This is a genomic window from Spirulina subsalsa CS-330, assembly GCF_028330765.1.
Classification (GTDB): domain Bacteria; phylum Cyanobacteriota; class Cyanobacteriia; order Cyanobacteriales; family Spirulinaceae; genus Spirulina; species Spirulina subsalsa_A.
The window spans coordinates 1-14,979 of the sequence record NZ_JAQMTY010000114.1 but is presented as its reverse complement, the minus strand read 5'-3'; the positions used below and the strand labels follow the sequence as shown (position 1 = coordinate 14,979).

Annotated in this window: 15 protein-coding genes; 9 read left to right on the top strand and 6 right to left on the bottom strand. The window is 53.6% G+C overall.

The window, feature by feature from the left end:
- Positions 1-157 precede the first annotated feature (157 nt).
- Positions 158-517: a DUF1830 domain-containing protein gene (locus tag PN477_RS07735; RefSeq protein WP_272117814.1), complete on the bottom strand. Its 360-nt coding sequence runs from the start codon at positions 515-517 to the stop codon at positions 158-160.
- A 386-nt stretch (positions 518-903) separates the two neighbouring features.
- On the opposite strand from PN477_RS07735, the gene PN477_RS07730 reads away from it, so the two are divergent.
- Positions 904-2,511: a photosystem II high light acclimation radical SAM protein gene (locus tag PN477_RS07730; protein ID WP_272117812.1), complete on the top strand. Its 1,608-nt coding sequence runs from the start codon at positions 904-906 to the stop codon at positions 2,509-2,511.
- 163 nt (positions 2,512-2,674) lie between these two features.
- On the opposite strand, the gene PN477_RS07725 is transcribed toward PN477_RS07730, so the two are convergent.
- Positions 2,675-4,165 (bottom strand): ArnT family glycosyltransferase, encoded by a 1,491-nt coding sequence (locus PN477_RS07725; protein WP_272117810.1) that lies wholly within the window; start codon positions 4,163-4,165, stop codon positions 2,675-2,677.
- 114 nt (positions 4,166-4,279) lie between these two features.
- On the opposite strand from PN477_RS07725, the gene PN477_RS07720 reads away from it, so the two are divergent.
- The 3 genes from PN477_RS07720 to PN477_RS07710 all read left to right on the top strand — a co-directional run bounded on the left by PN477_RS07720 (position 4,280) and on the right by PN477_RS07710 (position 5,907).
- A complete protein-coding gene (locus PN477_RS07720) occupies positions 4,280-4,810 on the top strand; it encodes a GIY-YIG nuclease family protein (protein WP_272117808.1) in 531 nt (176 codons plus the stop codon).
- A 172-nt stretch (positions 4,811-4,982) separates the two neighbouring features.
- Positions 4,983-5,177 (top strand): hypothetical protein, encoded by a 195-nt coding sequence (locus tag PN477_RS07715; protein WP_272117807.1) that lies wholly within the window; start codon positions 4,983-4,985, stop codon positions 5,175-5,177.
- Between the two features lie 154 nt (positions 5,178-5,331).
- Positions 5,332-5,907, top strand: coding sequence for a cold-shock protein (locus tag PN477_RS07710; RefSeq protein WP_272117805.1), 576 nt, complete (start codon positions 5,332-5,334; stop codon positions 5,905-5,907).
- A gap of 83 nt (positions 5,908-5,990) precedes the next feature.
- Here PN477_RS07710 and PN477_RS07705 read toward each other — a convergent pair whose 3' ends face one another.
- From PN477_RS07705 to PN477_RS07690, 4 genes are all read right to left on the bottom strand, one after another.
- Positions 5,991-6,680 carry a toxin-antitoxin system YwqK family antitoxin gene (locus PN477_RS07705; RefSeq protein ID WP_272117803.1) on the bottom strand — a complete coding sequence of 230 codons (690 nt, stop codon included), beginning with the start codon at positions 6,678-6,680 and terminating at the stop codon, positions 5,991-5,993.
- 68 nt (positions 6,681-6,748) lie between these two features.
- On the bottom strand, positions 6,749-7,165 hold the full coding sequence (locus PN477_RS07700; RefSeq protein ID WP_072621778.1) for a hypothetical protein: 417 nt from the start codon (positions 7,163-7,165) through the stop codon (positions 6,749-6,751).
- On the bottom strand, positions 7,162-7,779 hold the full coding sequence (locus tag PN477_RS07695) for an ImmA/IrrE family metallo-endopeptidase (RefSeq protein WP_272117800.1): 618 nt from the start codon (positions 7,777-7,779) through the stop codon (positions 7,162-7,164). Before PN477_RS07695 ends, PN477_RS07700 begins: the two co-directional genes overlap by 4 nt.
- Before the next feature lie 24 nt (positions 7,780-7,803).
- Entirely contained in the window at positions 7,804-8,148 is a 345-nt protein-coding gene (locus PN477_RS07690) for a helix-turn-helix domain-containing protein (protein ID WP_272117798.1), read from the bottom strand.
- Positions 8,149-8,254: 106 nt separating this feature from the next.
- Between PN477_RS07690 and PN477_RS07685 the strand changes: the two genes are divergently transcribed.
- The 5 genes from PN477_RS07685 (at position 8,255) to PN477_RS07665 (ending at position 14,807) form a co-directional block, all read left to right on the top strand.
- Complete coding sequence (locus tag PN477_RS07685; RefSeq protein ID WP_272117796.1) at positions 8,255-9,220, top strand: coiled-coil domain-containing protein; 966 nt, start codon at positions 8,255-8,257, stop codon at positions 9,218-9,220.
- Between the two features lie 76 nt (positions 9,221-9,296).
- Positions 9,297-10,391 (top strand): coiled-coil domain-containing protein, encoded by a 1,095-nt coding sequence (locus tag PN477_RS07680; protein ID WP_272117794.1) that lies wholly within the window; start codon positions 9,297-9,299, stop codon positions 10,389-10,391.
- Positions 10,392-10,561: 170 nt separating this feature from the next.
- A complete protein-coding gene (ileS, locus tag PN477_RS07675; protein ID WP_272117793.1) occupies positions 10,562-13,438 on the top strand; it encodes an isoleucine--tRNA ligase in 2,877 nt (958 codons plus the stop codon).
- 147 nt (positions 13,439-13,585) lie between these two features.
- Positions 13,586-14,347 (top strand): endonuclease/exonuclease/phosphatase family protein, encoded by a 762-nt coding sequence (locus PN477_RS20745; protein WP_334310538.1) that lies wholly within the window; start codon positions 13,586-13,588, stop codon positions 14,345-14,347.
- A gap of 145 nt (positions 14,348-14,492) precedes the next feature.
- Positions 14,493-14,807: an MGMT family protein gene (locus PN477_RS07665; protein WP_334310539.1), complete on the top strand. Its 315-nt coding sequence runs from the start codon at positions 14,493-14,495 to the stop codon at positions 14,805-14,807.
- Positions 14,808-14,979 lie beyond the last annotated feature (172 nt).

The following is a 14,979-nucleotide window of genomic DNA, read 5'->3' as shown; positions in this document are numbered from 1 at the left end:
ATCAGGATAAATCAATGACGTTAGTCGTTGAGCCTAGCAACCCTCTGCAACTCTCGTTGTTTGAGTGGATAAATGGTCAGGTAACTGGCTGTTCAGAATCCCCCACTATAGCCCGTAGGGTTTAGTGGGGGAGTATGTCAAGAGACCAGCAGCAATGTTAAACCGTTAGGGGTTCTTCGTTGCTATGGCTACCATGGTCAGAACGTTGATCCGCTTGTTCCGCTTCAAGATTGGGGGCTGGAGGAGCGTCCACACCTTCTTCCGCGTGAACCCGCAATTTATGGCAGGGGATCGTGTCTGACAAAATGGCACTTGCCATCATGCCGGTGTGTATTTCTAAAAGTGCGTCAGGCAATGCTTCAAAAACAAGCCTTTGACCGGGAAAGACAACCCGCTCAAAGTACCAATTTTCAATATTGGTAATCCGAGCAATTTGAATTTGGCTGGTGGCGTTGACGTAACAACAGAGTGTCGAATCATCAACACTACTAGGTACAGGATCAAAAATCTGAGCCATAACGATTCAGGCCCTCTATATAGAGATTTACTATTCATTAACATTTCTACGTTAACACTCTCAGTTGAAGAGTTGTTGTAAACACGACTACCAATAAAAAAACAAGCAGAACCCACCACGACCGTCAGGTCAACGAGTCTAGTCATGTATGTTACGGAGTGTTTCACGGCCAGAAATGCCCTACGTCCATTCACCCATAGCGTCGAACCCCTGTCAAGCGTGGCACTACGGAATTCGGCGATTTGGTGCGAGGTTGTAAGAGATGGGGCGAACCCGTTAAATTAAGTTATGTAAAAGATTCTCAGCGATCGCCCTCTCCCATTCAGCAAAGATCCAGATTCACCCTCAGGATGCTTTCCCCCATGGACTCAACTCACACCCCTACTATGTCCCACTCTGCTGCGCTCAACCCCACTGAAAAAATTCTCTACGTTCGCCTACCCTGTAACCCCATTTTTCCCATTGGTGTAGTGTATTTGGCCGATCACATTCATAAATGTTTTCCGGACATTGAGCAGCGTATCTTTGACCTCGGCACGGTTCCCCCGCTGGAGTTCAATCAATCCCTCGATGCCGTCATTGATGACTTTAAGCCCACCCTCTTAGTTTTTTCCTGGCGGGATATCCAAATCTACGCCCCCGTCGGCGGACGTGGCGGCAATCCGCTGCAAACTGCCTTTGAATTTTACTATGCGAAAAATCCGCTGCTGCGGCTGCGGGGGGCGATGGGCGGCTTAAAAGTGACCTTGGCCTATTACGGCGAACTCTGGCGCAACAATCGTTTGATTAAACGGGGAATGGCACGGGCCCAACGCTATAACGCCAAGATTCGTACCGTCGTGGGTGGTGGTGCGGTCAGTGTCTTTTATGAACAGATGCAGCATCGTTTACCGAACGGTACGATCATTTCCGTCGGGGAAGGGGAAACCCTCTTAGAAAAACTGCTGCGGGGGGATTCTATTGCCGGGGAACGGTGCTACATCGCGGGGGAAACGGAACCGCGCGATCGCATGATCCACGAAGCCCCCACCCCCCTCGAAAAAACTGCCTGCCACTACGACTACATCGCCACCATCTGGCCCGAATTTGAATATTATTTCCAAGCCGATGACTTCTATATTGGCGTGCAAACCAAGCGCGGCTGTCCCCATAACTGCTGTTACTGCGTCTATACCGTCGTCGAAGGCAAACAGGTACGGATCAACCCCGCTGATGAAGTGGTGGCCGAAATGCAACAGCTTTATCAACGCGGCATCCGCAATTTCTGGTTTACCGATGCCCAATTCATCCCCGCCCGCCGCTACATCGACGATGCTGTTGAACTCCTGCAAAAAATCGTCGCCTCCGGCATGACCGATATTCATTGGGCGGCCTACATCCGCGCCGATAACCTCACCCCGGAACTCTGCGACCTGATGGTACAAACCGGGATGAACTATTTTGAAATCGGCATCACGAGCGGCTCTCAGGAATTGGTGCGAAAAATGCGCATGGGCTATAACCTCCGCACGGTGCTGCAAAACTGTCGCGACCTCAAGACCGCCGGATTCCAAGACGTGGTTTCGGTGAATTACTCGTTTAACGTCATCGATGAAACCTTCGACACGATCCGCCAAACGATCGCTTACCATCGCGAACTCGAAACCATTTTCGGAGCCGACAAAGTGGAGCCGGCGATTTTCTTCATCGGCCTCCAACCCCATACCCACCTTGAAGGCTACGCCCTCAACCAAGGCATTATTAACCGCGATTACGACCCGATGAGCATGATGCCCTGGACGGCGCGAAAACTGCTCTGGAACCCGGAACCCCTCGGCTCGTTTTTCGGGGAAGTCTGCCTGCAAGCCTGGCAACAGAACCCCAATGATTTTGGGCGTGAGGTGATGGCGATTCTGGAACAGCGTTTAGGACGGAGCGAGTTAGAAGAGGCGCTCTCGGCTCCGATGAACGAAAGCGACAAATCGATTCGCAAAGACCTGGTGGCCCTGACCTAATCCCCAGGCTGGGGCATTGCGTAGGGGTTTGGTCTCCAAACCCTTCACGAGTCACTCAGAGGGCATGGGAACCATGCCCCTACGTGATTCATCATTCCTCTCGCGTCGGGGTTTGGTCTCCAAACCCTTCACGAGTCACTCAGAGGGCATGGGAACCATGCCCCTACGGGTCGCGCTGCAAGTGATAATACCGAACGGTGGGATAGTCGGTGGTTTCGAGGCGATCGGGATACAGTTGGCGGAGAAAATCTTCGACGATGGGGAAGCGGCCGATCAGGAATTGTTGCAGGTCGTAGGTTTCGATCAGGTCGCGGAGTTGGGCGGCGGTGAAGTCTTGGGCGGCGATGCGTTTGCGGGAGAGGGTGGCGATTTCGGGGGGGATGTTGCGGTGGGTGTAGAAGCTGTAGATGGGGATGTCGGTGAAAAACCAGGCATCGGGGGCGGGTTGTTCGGCTTGGAGTTGCGCGATCGCACCTCGATAGGCTTCGCCCCGTTGGAGCAGGTTGTGATTGTTGAGGTGTAAGACGGTCAGTTTAACGGGAATGGCGAAGAGGACAAAGGCGATCGCCACCCAGGGCCAGGACACCTGCCGCCAACCCTGGGCCCGCTGATGCAGAGTTGTCCAGCAAATTTTGAGGCCGAGGGTGGCAAGCCACACCAATGGCAGGGCGATCAGAAGGGCGTGGTGATACCAAATCGGTTTGTGGTTGATTAAAAACACCGTCACCCACAGCAGCCAGAGGAGCGGTAGGGTGTTGAGTTGGGCCGGTTGGCGGCGCGATCGCCCCACCTGCGCCATGATGCCAAAACAGGCTAAACCGACGTTATCTAATTCCTGGGCATAGAACAGAAACACATCCCAGAGGCTATGTTCCTGGACAAAGGCGCGTTTTAAGTCTCCTTGGATATGAAACAAAAAGGTATCATCCAACGACAGTCCCCACAGTTCTTCCAATCCTAAAAACGTTAGGCCAAGACAACCCCCCCAGAGCAACAGCCATCCCCAGCGGTGTCGATCCCGCCACGCTTGCCCAGATAATTCAGCCCCGCCACCCCATAGGTATAACCCCCACAGGGGCAAGAGCAGAATGGTAAACATTTTGTATTGCAAGGATAGGCCCGCTACGATGCCAGAGCATACCACCCAGTACCAGCATCGCGATTCGTGATAGCGAATGATCCCGTATAACGACACCATTAAACAGGCCAGGGATGGCATCCCAATCATCACCGACACGCTCAAGCGCAGAAAATTCGCCGTCAGAATTAACAACCCCGTCCCCAGCAGGGCAAAGCGATCGCCCACCGCCCGCCGCAACACCTGCGCGAAGGCCCACACCAACACGATCGAAAAACCGAGAATGAGCGATCGCGCCGCCACAATTGAATCCCCCCAAACCCGGAGCCACGCCGCCAACGTCACCGTTAACAACGGCGGTTGATCGCTCCAAATCGCCGCCAAGGGATAGCCTTGGTTATACAGCAGAGCATTAACCAAGGACATGCCTTCATCAAAATCGAACTGAAACACCGTCGCCATCGGCATCAGGAGCAGCGCGATCGCGCCAAACCCCAGCGGCACAGCCAGATGAAACACCCAAGGGGGCAACGGCTTCACAGTTCGAGCATCTGGAGACAGAACAGCAGGGTTCACAGGCAGATTCCTTCGGTGGGGTAAAATTTCACATCTCAACACGATATCAAGCCATGGACAGGCCTAGAATGCAAAGCATTGTGTCAAAATCATCACGTTACCCTTTCCGTGCCCATGACTTCAGAAATTCCAACCCTTGCCAGCCTTGACTATATGCCCTACCTGGAAGGGGGCGAAATTGCCAACGAATGGCAACACAAAATCGGTGTCTACGCCATTTTTGATGCGGAGAATGTCTTGCAACTGGTGGACTATTCCCGCGATATTTACCTGAGCCTCCGTCAGCATCTCGTCCGCTGTCCGGAACAATGCCACTGGCTCAAAGGGTTTATGATCAGCCGTCCGAGTCGCACCATTTTGGAAGATATTCGCCAAGCTTGGATTACGGAAAATGGTACGCTGCCGCCCGGCAATGGTTCCGACTCAGAACGCTGGCATGATCCCATTGATGCCAAGGTGACCATGACCGCCGCCGAGCAGGAAAAGTTCACCAAACAGGAAGAGCGCGATCAAATCAAACTCCTCAAAAACGTGGCGCGGCGGCTGGAGGCTGATATTCTCCAACAGTTGGCACAGCGGGGGGTGACGATGGAAATTCGCTTTAATCCGAAGTTAAAAGAACAGGGATTACTCGACCTGAAATAGGGTGATGGTGTGATCCAGATCACGGCGTTCCGGGGATGCGATCGCTCTTCCCCTGTTACCGCCATCAGTCCCGACGGTATGCAGGTTCACAACGAGGGGTGTGACCCTATCACCGCAGCACCCCGGCAAAAACGGGATACTAATAACTGTAGAGAGACACCCCCACAGACCCATGCCCCAACTTCAACTCCTCCCCGGCTCCATCTCCGCTATCCTCGCTGACGCGGCTGAAACCAAAACCCTCACGAAGAGCGATCGCTACGGTCTCCTCGCTGCCATCCTCGACGACACCATTGAAGACGACGAACGCCGCGCCATTGACCGCATTCTCCGTTCCGTTCACCGAGGTCGCGTCAGCATCGCCTAAACCTTGTCTCTGTTTCTCTACAATTCACGTTCTACCAACCCAGCCGCAACGCTGGGTTTTCTCTTGGGTACGAGTCGAGAATGATAACCCTGTGGGGTGATTCGATGAGAAAATCGGTCTATATGGTGAGGTTACGTCAAGGAAGGGGTATTGTATGAAACCTGTGCTCAAAAAAGGAAAACTAAAAACGTGGAAGGATGATCGAGGCTTTGGTTTCATTAAGCCAGATAACGGCGGGAACGAAGTTTTCTTACATATTACGGTGATGAAAAGAGCCAGCCGCCGTCCAAAGCCTGGAGATACGATTTTATATGAGTCAGCGACTGAAGCTGATGGAAAGGTACGTGCTACCAGAGCATCAATTCAAGGGGCTGCCCCTCAACCATTGCCGACTCAACGAAAAAACGGTAAACGTGTTGGTGTTGGTATGGCAATGGGTATCGGAATTCTAGCTGCGCTTGTGTTGATGGTTGTGCAGTTTAATCGTGGCCGTTCCCTCTCTCCCGTTTCATCCGTGCCGCAATCCGTACCGATTCCTCAACCAGAACCGATTCCACAAACGGATTGTGTGATTAAAGGCAATATTTCAATCAATACCGAAAAACGTTTGTATCACCTCCCAGGAATGGAAGATTACGAGACCACTGTTATTGATCCCGTCAAGGGAGAGCGATGGTTTTGCTCGGAATCAGAAGCGATCGCGAATGGTTGGGAGAAAGCACCCAATTAGCGACCGTTCATGAGGCAGGGGGCTGCGATCGCTGACTTCTCACAGTCAAGCTGAATGCGTATTGATCAAAACGTACCATCACACTAACGAACGGTTTGCCAGATCAGGCTGAGGGCGGTGACTTGGGCGAGGGGTTCGGGGTGGGTGGCGATCGCTTCGAGGGCCGTTTCGCAGGTATCGTTAGAAACGCGGCTACAGGCGGCACTGAGGAGCGATCGCAAGTCTGTGCGGGTTTGGTTGGGGCTGTACCATTGATTGCTCCAGACGGCCCTTGCGCCGTTGGGATAGTTCCACGTTGAGCCGAATTTAGCCGGTTGGCCGTCGGGGTAATACCATTGTTGGCCGAATTTCGCCTGTTGACCGTTGGGATAGTACCAGATTGAGCCTTGCTGCACGAGTTGGCCATTGGCGTAACGCCAGAAGCCGCGCCGGGTTTGGGTGGGGAAAAAGCAGGCTACTTGGCGTTCACCATTGACGGCATTGGTGAGGGCGCTGCGGCCTTCGGCGGCTTGGGCGAGTTGGGCGATGGTGCTGAGTTCGACGCATTCATCGGAGAGGCGATCGCGCCGTTCTCGCCGATAGACCCGCCCCCGGCCACAGGCTTCCGATTCCAAGCGGGCTAATTCATAGCTGTCGCGGCCGATGAGGATTGCGATCGCCCGAATTTCTCGAATCCGCTGACAATCTGAGGTCGCTTCAGCCGGAGCCGCCCCCAACCCACCGAGCAGCATTAAGCCAATCCCCAATCCCCCTAGCACTTGTCTAACGCCCATCGTTCTCCCTGAATGAATCGTGATGATGGATTGAGACGCGCCAGCCGTAAGTTTTGCTCCCCGACGGACTACCAATAGGGGCGGCCTTTGACAAACACACCGAGCAAAATCATGATCAAAGCCGGTTGAGACAATTGGGTAATTTGAAAGATCGGCAAGGGTAACAGACTTTTCAGCCCCAACGCCACCACCAAACAGAGCACCAAGGCCCAGAGCGTCCCCGAATTAAGGTAGAGGGGTTGTCGCCACCGTTCACTAAAATAGACCCCCAACACACCGATCCCAAACACCGCCAGGAAGGGCACAAGGAACCCCAGGGGCGGATTTAATAACGCCATAAAAAAGCTGTTAATGACGGTATTTTGCAGGCTGATTAAGCCGGCCATAAACCACTCGATCGCAATCACCGCCAACAGGGTAACGCCTGCAATCTTCGCCAGTTCCAGCCAGGGTTGATTAGTAAAGCCGCGCCAAGGATTCGTCATGATTGTTTCAAGATAGGGGTTTGGGTTGATTCTGGCACATCGGTGATCCAGCCGAGATCCTTCAAACGGTGGATCAGGTTGGAAATGGTCACGCCCATATCGTCGGCGAATTGATAGAGCGATCGCCAATCCTGCACGTCTTGGGGGTGCGATCGCGCCTCCATCACAAAACGCGGCATCAACAAACAGGTGGCGAAATATTGCGCTTGCCATTCAATGCCCTCGGCTTCCGTGGCATTACGGCAGAGAAAGGGAGCGATCTTGAGGTGAAGGCCCCGCTGGGCGAGTCGTTCGGCGCGGGCGATCGCCCCTTGATCCAAATGCAGCACCCAATGGCCAATTTCATGGGCCAGGGTCGATTCCCCCATGCCCCCCTGCAACGACGGCAACGCCTCATTCATCTCAATCAACCGCTCCAAGGGCAAAATCCGCGCCGCAATTAACCCCCGACCATCATCGGGAATCACATCCCACACCACATCTAAGCCCAAAAATTCCGCCACCACACTGCTATCCAGGGGAAAATCCTGCACCGTTAGCCCCATCGCCGTCAAGACATCCAGGGCCCGGCATTCAATCTCATGCTTGGACAAAAAACGAAACGGACGAATCATCGCGCAGTCTTTAACACTCCCACTCTAAGACTCCAACTCTTCAGCCTCTTGGAACAGTTGACGGGCAAACTCCGGATTGCTGCGAATGCGGCGGAACAGCATCGGCATATCCTTGTAATGCTTGCTGAGGAGGTCTTCCTGTTGTTGGGGAACGCGCCCGGCGAGGAAGATCAGTTCTTCGGGATCAAGGTCGAGTTTTTGGGCAAGGCTGCGAATCACATCTTCTTTGGGGGCGTATTCGGCGCGGTTGTTTTCGAGCTTCGAGAGATAGGTGAAGTCGATTTTGATTAAGGTGGCGAGTTCCCGTTGACTGTAGCCTTTAATCTTGCGGGTTTGGCGAATTAGGTGACCAAATTTCTTATTTATCATGGGCGGTTGTGGTCGTGAAGGGTGATCTATACTTCAGTATAAAATCTCTTGACGTAATCTTCAACGAACGGTTAGACTAGAGAGAAGTTGATTTAAAATTCAATCTATGAGCGTTGCTACTCCCACCGATAAAGCCCAGATTCTGAAAGACTTTCAAGCGCTCCGCCAACAACAAAAACAGTCTCCCTCTCCCCTGGCCACAAAAGAGGAAGAAGCCGAAAAAGCCAATAATCAAGCCCTGTTAACCCAGGCCGCAACCTACACCACGGATGCGATCGTTAACGGCACGGCAACCTTACAACTGGAGTTTGGCGCATCGATTATGGCCCTGGCGGATCGCCTGGGGTCGGAAGCGGCTAAACTCGCCACGATCCGAACTGCGATCGCGGTTGCCACGACGCAGCGGGCTGACCTGCAAAATGTGCGATTGGTGGCCGATGCGCTGTATCTCCTGCGGCAAGGGCATCAAGCCCAACTCACCCAACTGGCCACCCAGATCCAAGAGCAGCAGGACAAGGTGCAGGCGGAACAGGTGCAGACGCGCAAGGAATGGCAGCGTGAGGCGGCGGAGTTTGAGCAGCAGCAGCAGGAACAACAGGCCCGGATTCTGGCCGAACGGAGCCAAGCCGAAGCGGACTATACCTATGAGTTGGAGCGCGATCGCCAAGTGGCCCTTGATGAATTTAACGAACGTCAACGCCAACAGGAGCGGAATATTGCCGATCAAACTGCGGCGAACGGCAAAGATTGGGCCGCACGGGAAGCGATTTTAACCGCCAATGCGCCCACCTTCGCCACCCAACAGGCGGAAATTGCCGGCTACGAAGAACGCTTAAAAACTGCCGAGCAGGAGGCTAAAGTTGAAGCGATTAAAGAGGCTGAACGCACGGCTAAAGTGCAATCCGATCTACTCGAAAAAGAATGGACAGCGGAACAGCAGGGCTATGAATTACAACTCACATCTTTAGAAGCCACGATCGCTCGCCAAAATGAACAAATTGCTGACTTGATGGCGCAGTTACAAACCATTAATCAACAAGCGCAGAACTTGGCAGCCCAGGCATTTAGTTAGGAATTACCCTGTTTTTTGACGATCGCTTCCTGGGCATTTTTTGCCCCTAGATATTCATTATTTGGAGAGAATGATTATGGCTCGTGCTGTGAATGGGAAAAATACGAAAGCTGAGATTTTGGCGGCGTTTAAAGAATTGCAACAGGAACAGGCGGCGCTGGCGGCGGAGTTGAAGCGATCGCAACAGGTGGCGGCGAAGGCACAGGCCCCATCGCCCGTGGTGGCGAGTCCGGCCAAAGCACCGGAGCAGACTCCCAAGGTGCAGAATACCCCTTCGACCATTGAAAAAACCATCAAAAACTTGCAGGATGTGCAGGTGGGTTTTAGTCGCTCGGTGAGTCATTTATCGGAGCAATTGCTGAATGAGGCGAATCAGTTGGCAATGTTGCAGGATGATATTACTGAGCGGCGATCGCAACTGGCCACCTTGCACGATTTAACTGATGTGGATGACACAACCTTAGCAACATTATTGACCACCTACGACGAACAAGAAAAAACCCTAGCGGCGGAATTTCGCGATCGCCAAGAAACCCTTGAGCAAGAATTTGCGGCTCTCTGTCAGGCGTGGCAAAAGGAACAGGAGGAGCATCAACGCCAGCTCAAAGATCGCAATGAAACCGCCCGCAAAACCCGCGATCGCGATCAGCAAGAATATCGCTACGCCCTCCAACTCGAACGCACCTTAGATATTGAAACCTATCAACAGGCTTGCCAAGCGCGGGAACTGGCGTTAACTGAAGCCCTCCAAGCCCAGCAAAAAACCTGGGAGGAGCGGGAGAAAGCGATCGCCGACCAAGAACGCGCCCACGCCGAAGCCAAGGCAAACGTCGAGGCTTTCCCTGCTGAACTGGAGAAAAGCAAGAAAAACGGCCAGGAAAATGGCCGGAAGATTGGCACGTATAACGCGAAGGTGCGGGCTGATCTACGCCAAAAAGAAATCGAAGGGGAGCGACGCAACTACACCCTGCGCATTGGCACATTGGAGACGACGATCCACACCCAAACCGAACGGATTCAAGCCCTGACGGCTCAGTTAGTCGCGGCCCAGAAACAGGTGCAAGACTTGGCGGTGAAGGCGATCGAAGGGGCGGCCAATCGCAACGAATTAGAAAATATGAAAGCGATCGCCCTCGAACAAGCGAAAAACCAACCCAAAGGCGGCCGCTAAGCCCTCATCCCCGGCCCTTCTCCCACGGGAGAAGGGAGTCTAAAAGTCCTCTCCCACGGGAGAGGGTTGGGTGAGGGGTCAGAATTACTCGCAGTGAACGTCCAGAGAGTTCATCCCGGCCTTTAAAATATAGGGATACTGAAACGCACCGAGCGGATTGTTCCCATCCCATGACCGAACCGAAGAGCTACAAAGACACGATCAACCTTCCGAAAACTGACTTCAATATGCGGGCCAATGCAGTGAAGCGGGAACCCGAATTGCAACAGTTTTGGCACGATGAACGCATTTACGAAACCTTGGCGGCGGAGAATCCCCGCGATCGCTTCATTCTCCACGACGGCCCACCTTACGCCAACGGGGCGCTGCACATGGGCCACGCCTTAAATAAAATTCTCAAAGACATTATTAATAAATATAAGTTGCTCCAGGGCTACAAAGTCCGCTATGTGCCGGGCTGGGACTGCCACGGCTTGCCCATTGAATTAAAAGTTATTCAAACCATTGACCGCGAAGAACGCAAAACCCTCACGCCCTTGGCCCTGCGCTACAAGGCGCGGGACTTTGCGATCGCCACCATGGAAGACCAACGCACCGGCTTTAAACGCTTCGGCGTTTGGGGCGATTGGGAAAATCCCTATCTCACCCTCAAGCCCGAATACGAAGCCGCCCAGATTGGCGTATTCGGCAAAATGGCCCTCAATGGCTACATCTACCGGGGTTTAAAAGCCGTCCATTGGAGTCCTAGTTCTAAAACCGCCCTCGCTGAAGCTGAACTCGAATACCCCGAAGGCCACACCTCCCGCAGCATTTACGCCGCCTTCACGATCACGCACCTCGCCCCCACTGCCGAGGCCTTGGGCGAATTTCTGCCGGATTTGGGTGTGGCGATCTGGACAACAACCCCCTGGACAATTCCGGGAAATTTGGCCGTGGCGGTGAATAGTGCCCTCACCTATGCGGTGGTAGAAGTAGAGCAACCGCTATCGGGCCATCGCTATTGGCTCGTGGCGGCGGACTTGGTGGAAACCTTGGCGGCGAAATTTGCCACCCCCTTAACGGTCAAAACCACGATCGCAGGCGCAGCCCTAGAGCATTGCACCTATCGCCATCCCCTCTACGATCGCACCAGTCCCATCGTCATCGGCGGCGACTACATTACCACCGAATCCGGGACGGGGTTGGTGCATACCGCCCCCGGCCATGGTCAGGAGGATTTCATCACCGGGCAAAAATACGGGTTGCCGATTTTGTCCCCGGTGGATGCGGATGGTGTGTTAACGGCCGAAGCGGGGCCCTTTGAGGGGTTGAACGTGCTCAAGGATGCCAACGGCGCGATCATCGCAGCCTTAACAGCGGCGCAATCCTTGATCCTCGCGGAGGACTATGTCCATAAATATCCCTACGATTGGCGCACGAAAAAACCGACGATTTTCCGGGCAACGGAGCAGTGGTTTGCTTCCGTGGAAGGGTTCCGGGATGAAGCATTGAAAGCGATCTCATCGGTGCAATGGATTCCCGCCCAGGGTCAAAATCGGATCACGCCGATGGTGAGCGATCGCGCCGATTGGTGCATTTCCCGCCAGCGTAGTTGGGGCGTACCGATCCCCGTTTTCTACGATGAAGCCACCAACGAACCCCTGCTCACCGAGGAGACGATCGCCCATGTCCAAGGCATCATCGCCGAGCGCGGTTCTGATGCCTGGTGGGAATTGTCAGTCGCGGAACTGTTACCCCCCAGCTACCGCGACAACGGCAAAACCTACCGCAAAGGCACGGACACGATGGATGTCTGGTTTGATTCCGGCTCCTCCTGGGCCGCCGTGGCCGATCGCCGCGAAGAATTAACCTATCCGGTGGATCTCTATCTTGAAGGTTCCGATCAACATCGCGGCTGGTTCCAATCCAGCCTCTTAACCAGCGTCGCCACCAACGGCATCGCCCCCTATAAAACCGTTTTAACCCACGGGTTCGCCCTCGATGAAAAAGGGCGAAAAATGAGTAAATCCCTCGGTAATGTGGTCGATCCGATGTTGATCATTAATGGCGGTAAAAACCAACAACAGGAGCCGCCCTACGGTGCGGATGTGTTGCGGTTGTGGGTGTCGTCGGTGGATTATTCCTCTGATGTGCCTATCGGTAAAACCATTCTCAAACAACTTTCAGATGTGTACCGCAAAATCCGCAACACGGCGCGTTTTTTACTTGGTAACTTACACGATTTTGATCCCAAAACGGATGCCGTAGCTTATGAGGATTTACCCGAATTAGATCGCTATATGTTGCACTGTATCGATCGCGTCTTTAATGACGTGACCGAGGCGTTTGAAAGTTACCAATTTTTTAAATTCTTTCAAACGGTGCAAAACTTCTGTGTGGTGGATTTATCGAATTTTTACCTGGATATCGCAAAAGATCGCCTCTACATTTCCGCCCTCAATTCGCCCCGCCGCCGCAGTTGTCAAACAGTTTTAGCCATTGCCCTGGAGAATTTGGCAAAAGCGATCGCGCCTGTCCTCTCCCACATGGCCGAAGATATTTGGCAATCGCTCCCCTACCCATCCCCAGCCAAATCCGTGTTTGCCGCTGGTTGGGTAACGACAGATTCGGCCTGGCAACAGCCGGATTTGGCGACGAAATGGGAGCAACTGCGGGCCTTACGCGATGAGGTGAATAAGGTGATGGAACAGGCTCGCAGCGCCAAGGCGATCGGCGCATCCCTTGACGCGAAAGTGCTCCTTTATGTCTCCGACGCGACCCTCCGGCACACCTTGGCCGCGATGAATCCCAGTGATGCCCTCGGCGATATCCGCGTCGATGCCCTGCGTTATCTTTTCCTCGCTTCTCAGGTGGAACTCACGGACAGTGCCGATGTGATCGCCGCCCTGGACTATCACAGCACCACGGAGGCGGTGACGGTGGGGATTACGACGGCAGCGGGGGAAAAATGCGATCGCTGTTGGAACTATTCCCCCACGGTGGGCAATGCGGCTGATGATCCGACGATCTGCGATCGCTGCGTCAATGCCTTGAGCGGTCAGTTTTAGCGTGATCCTATCCGGTGATGTCTTGTGGGATAGCCGTTCCGGCTGTCCGGTCTTAAAATTGGATGGGCTGATTCTCGCGCTCGGACGGGCTGGCGATGCCCTGAGTTTGTCGAAGGGAAGCCCATCCCACAAGACCCCCTCCTGCTGATGAAAATTGCGAATTGGAACCTTGAGCGGCCCAGACCTCGAAGCCCTAAAAATGCATCTCGAATTCAGCACCTACTCAAAACGCAAGCAGACATCATCATTCTGACGGAAACTCATCGAGCGATCAATTTGAGTCCTGAGTATCTGGGCGTTTATACACAACCCTCCCCCCGAAAGCCGCGTGAGGGGGAAGCTGTTGCTGCGATTTGGTTCCGTGCTTCCGAATTTGAGCAACTGGGTACTGTGCCAACAGCAGATCCTCGTGAAGCGGTTTGTGTGGAACTCATGTCTAAGATTGGCCCGCTGCTCGTGCATGGGTCGATCATCCCGTACCACGGATACAAAGGAGCAACGGGTCAATCAGCCCAGTGGGTTGAGCATAAACGGGCGATCGCTTGGCATCGTGAAGACTGGTTACGGTTGCGATCGCAATTTCCCCACCATCACCTAATTGCAGCCGGTGACTACAATCAACACCGCGATGGTGTCGGCACATACGGCAGTCACGAAGTACGGAACTTGCTATCGATGGCGCTGCAAGATGCGGATCTGTTATGTGTGACAGAAGAAGATTTCGTGGCTAACGGTAAGCTAACCCGTCACAATATCGATCATGTCTGTATGACTTCTGCTCTTGCCACAAATCTCATTCAGGTTGATGCTTGGGAAGGAACGTTGGAGGGTAAACGTTTAAGTGACCATAACGGAGTCTTGGTTTCAATCAATACCAATCTATCTACAGTTCAAACGTTAGCGTCTTGAAGGACTCATCATTAGCCCATTTGGGATAGCTGTCCCTTCGACCATGCTCAGGACATCGCCCGGCTGTCCAGTCTTAACATTGGACGGGCTGATTCTCATGATCGGACAGGCTAGAAGTCCATCCCACACGAAATCCTGCCTATGACTGCCTACGATCGCATCTACGCCATCACCCGCCAAATCCCCCCCCGGCCGCGTCGCCACCTATGGACAGATTGCCGAACTGGCAGACTATCCCCGCCAAGCGCGACTCGTGGGCTATGCCCTCTATCGCGTTACCCCGGAACAAGATATTCCCTGGCATCGGGTGATCAATGCTAAAGGGGAAGTGTCCCATTCTGTACTCCGCCACGGTACGGACTATTTACAGCGTCACTTGCTCGAACAAGAAGGCATTGAATTTACTCCCGCCGGGAAAATTAGTCTCAGCCGATATCAATGGCAACCTAACAAAATTTGACATCCTCCCCGGCCTAAAGGCGCGGGGATTGCCAGTCTGCCCACATTAAGTGGACTCCTGATGGGTAGACAGACAAGCAACCGCCCCAGATTGGGGTCTAACACTGCTTAACGCCTGTCCATTCAGGTCGGCAAGCCCTGCCGCCATAATATTTATACTGGCATTCACGTCT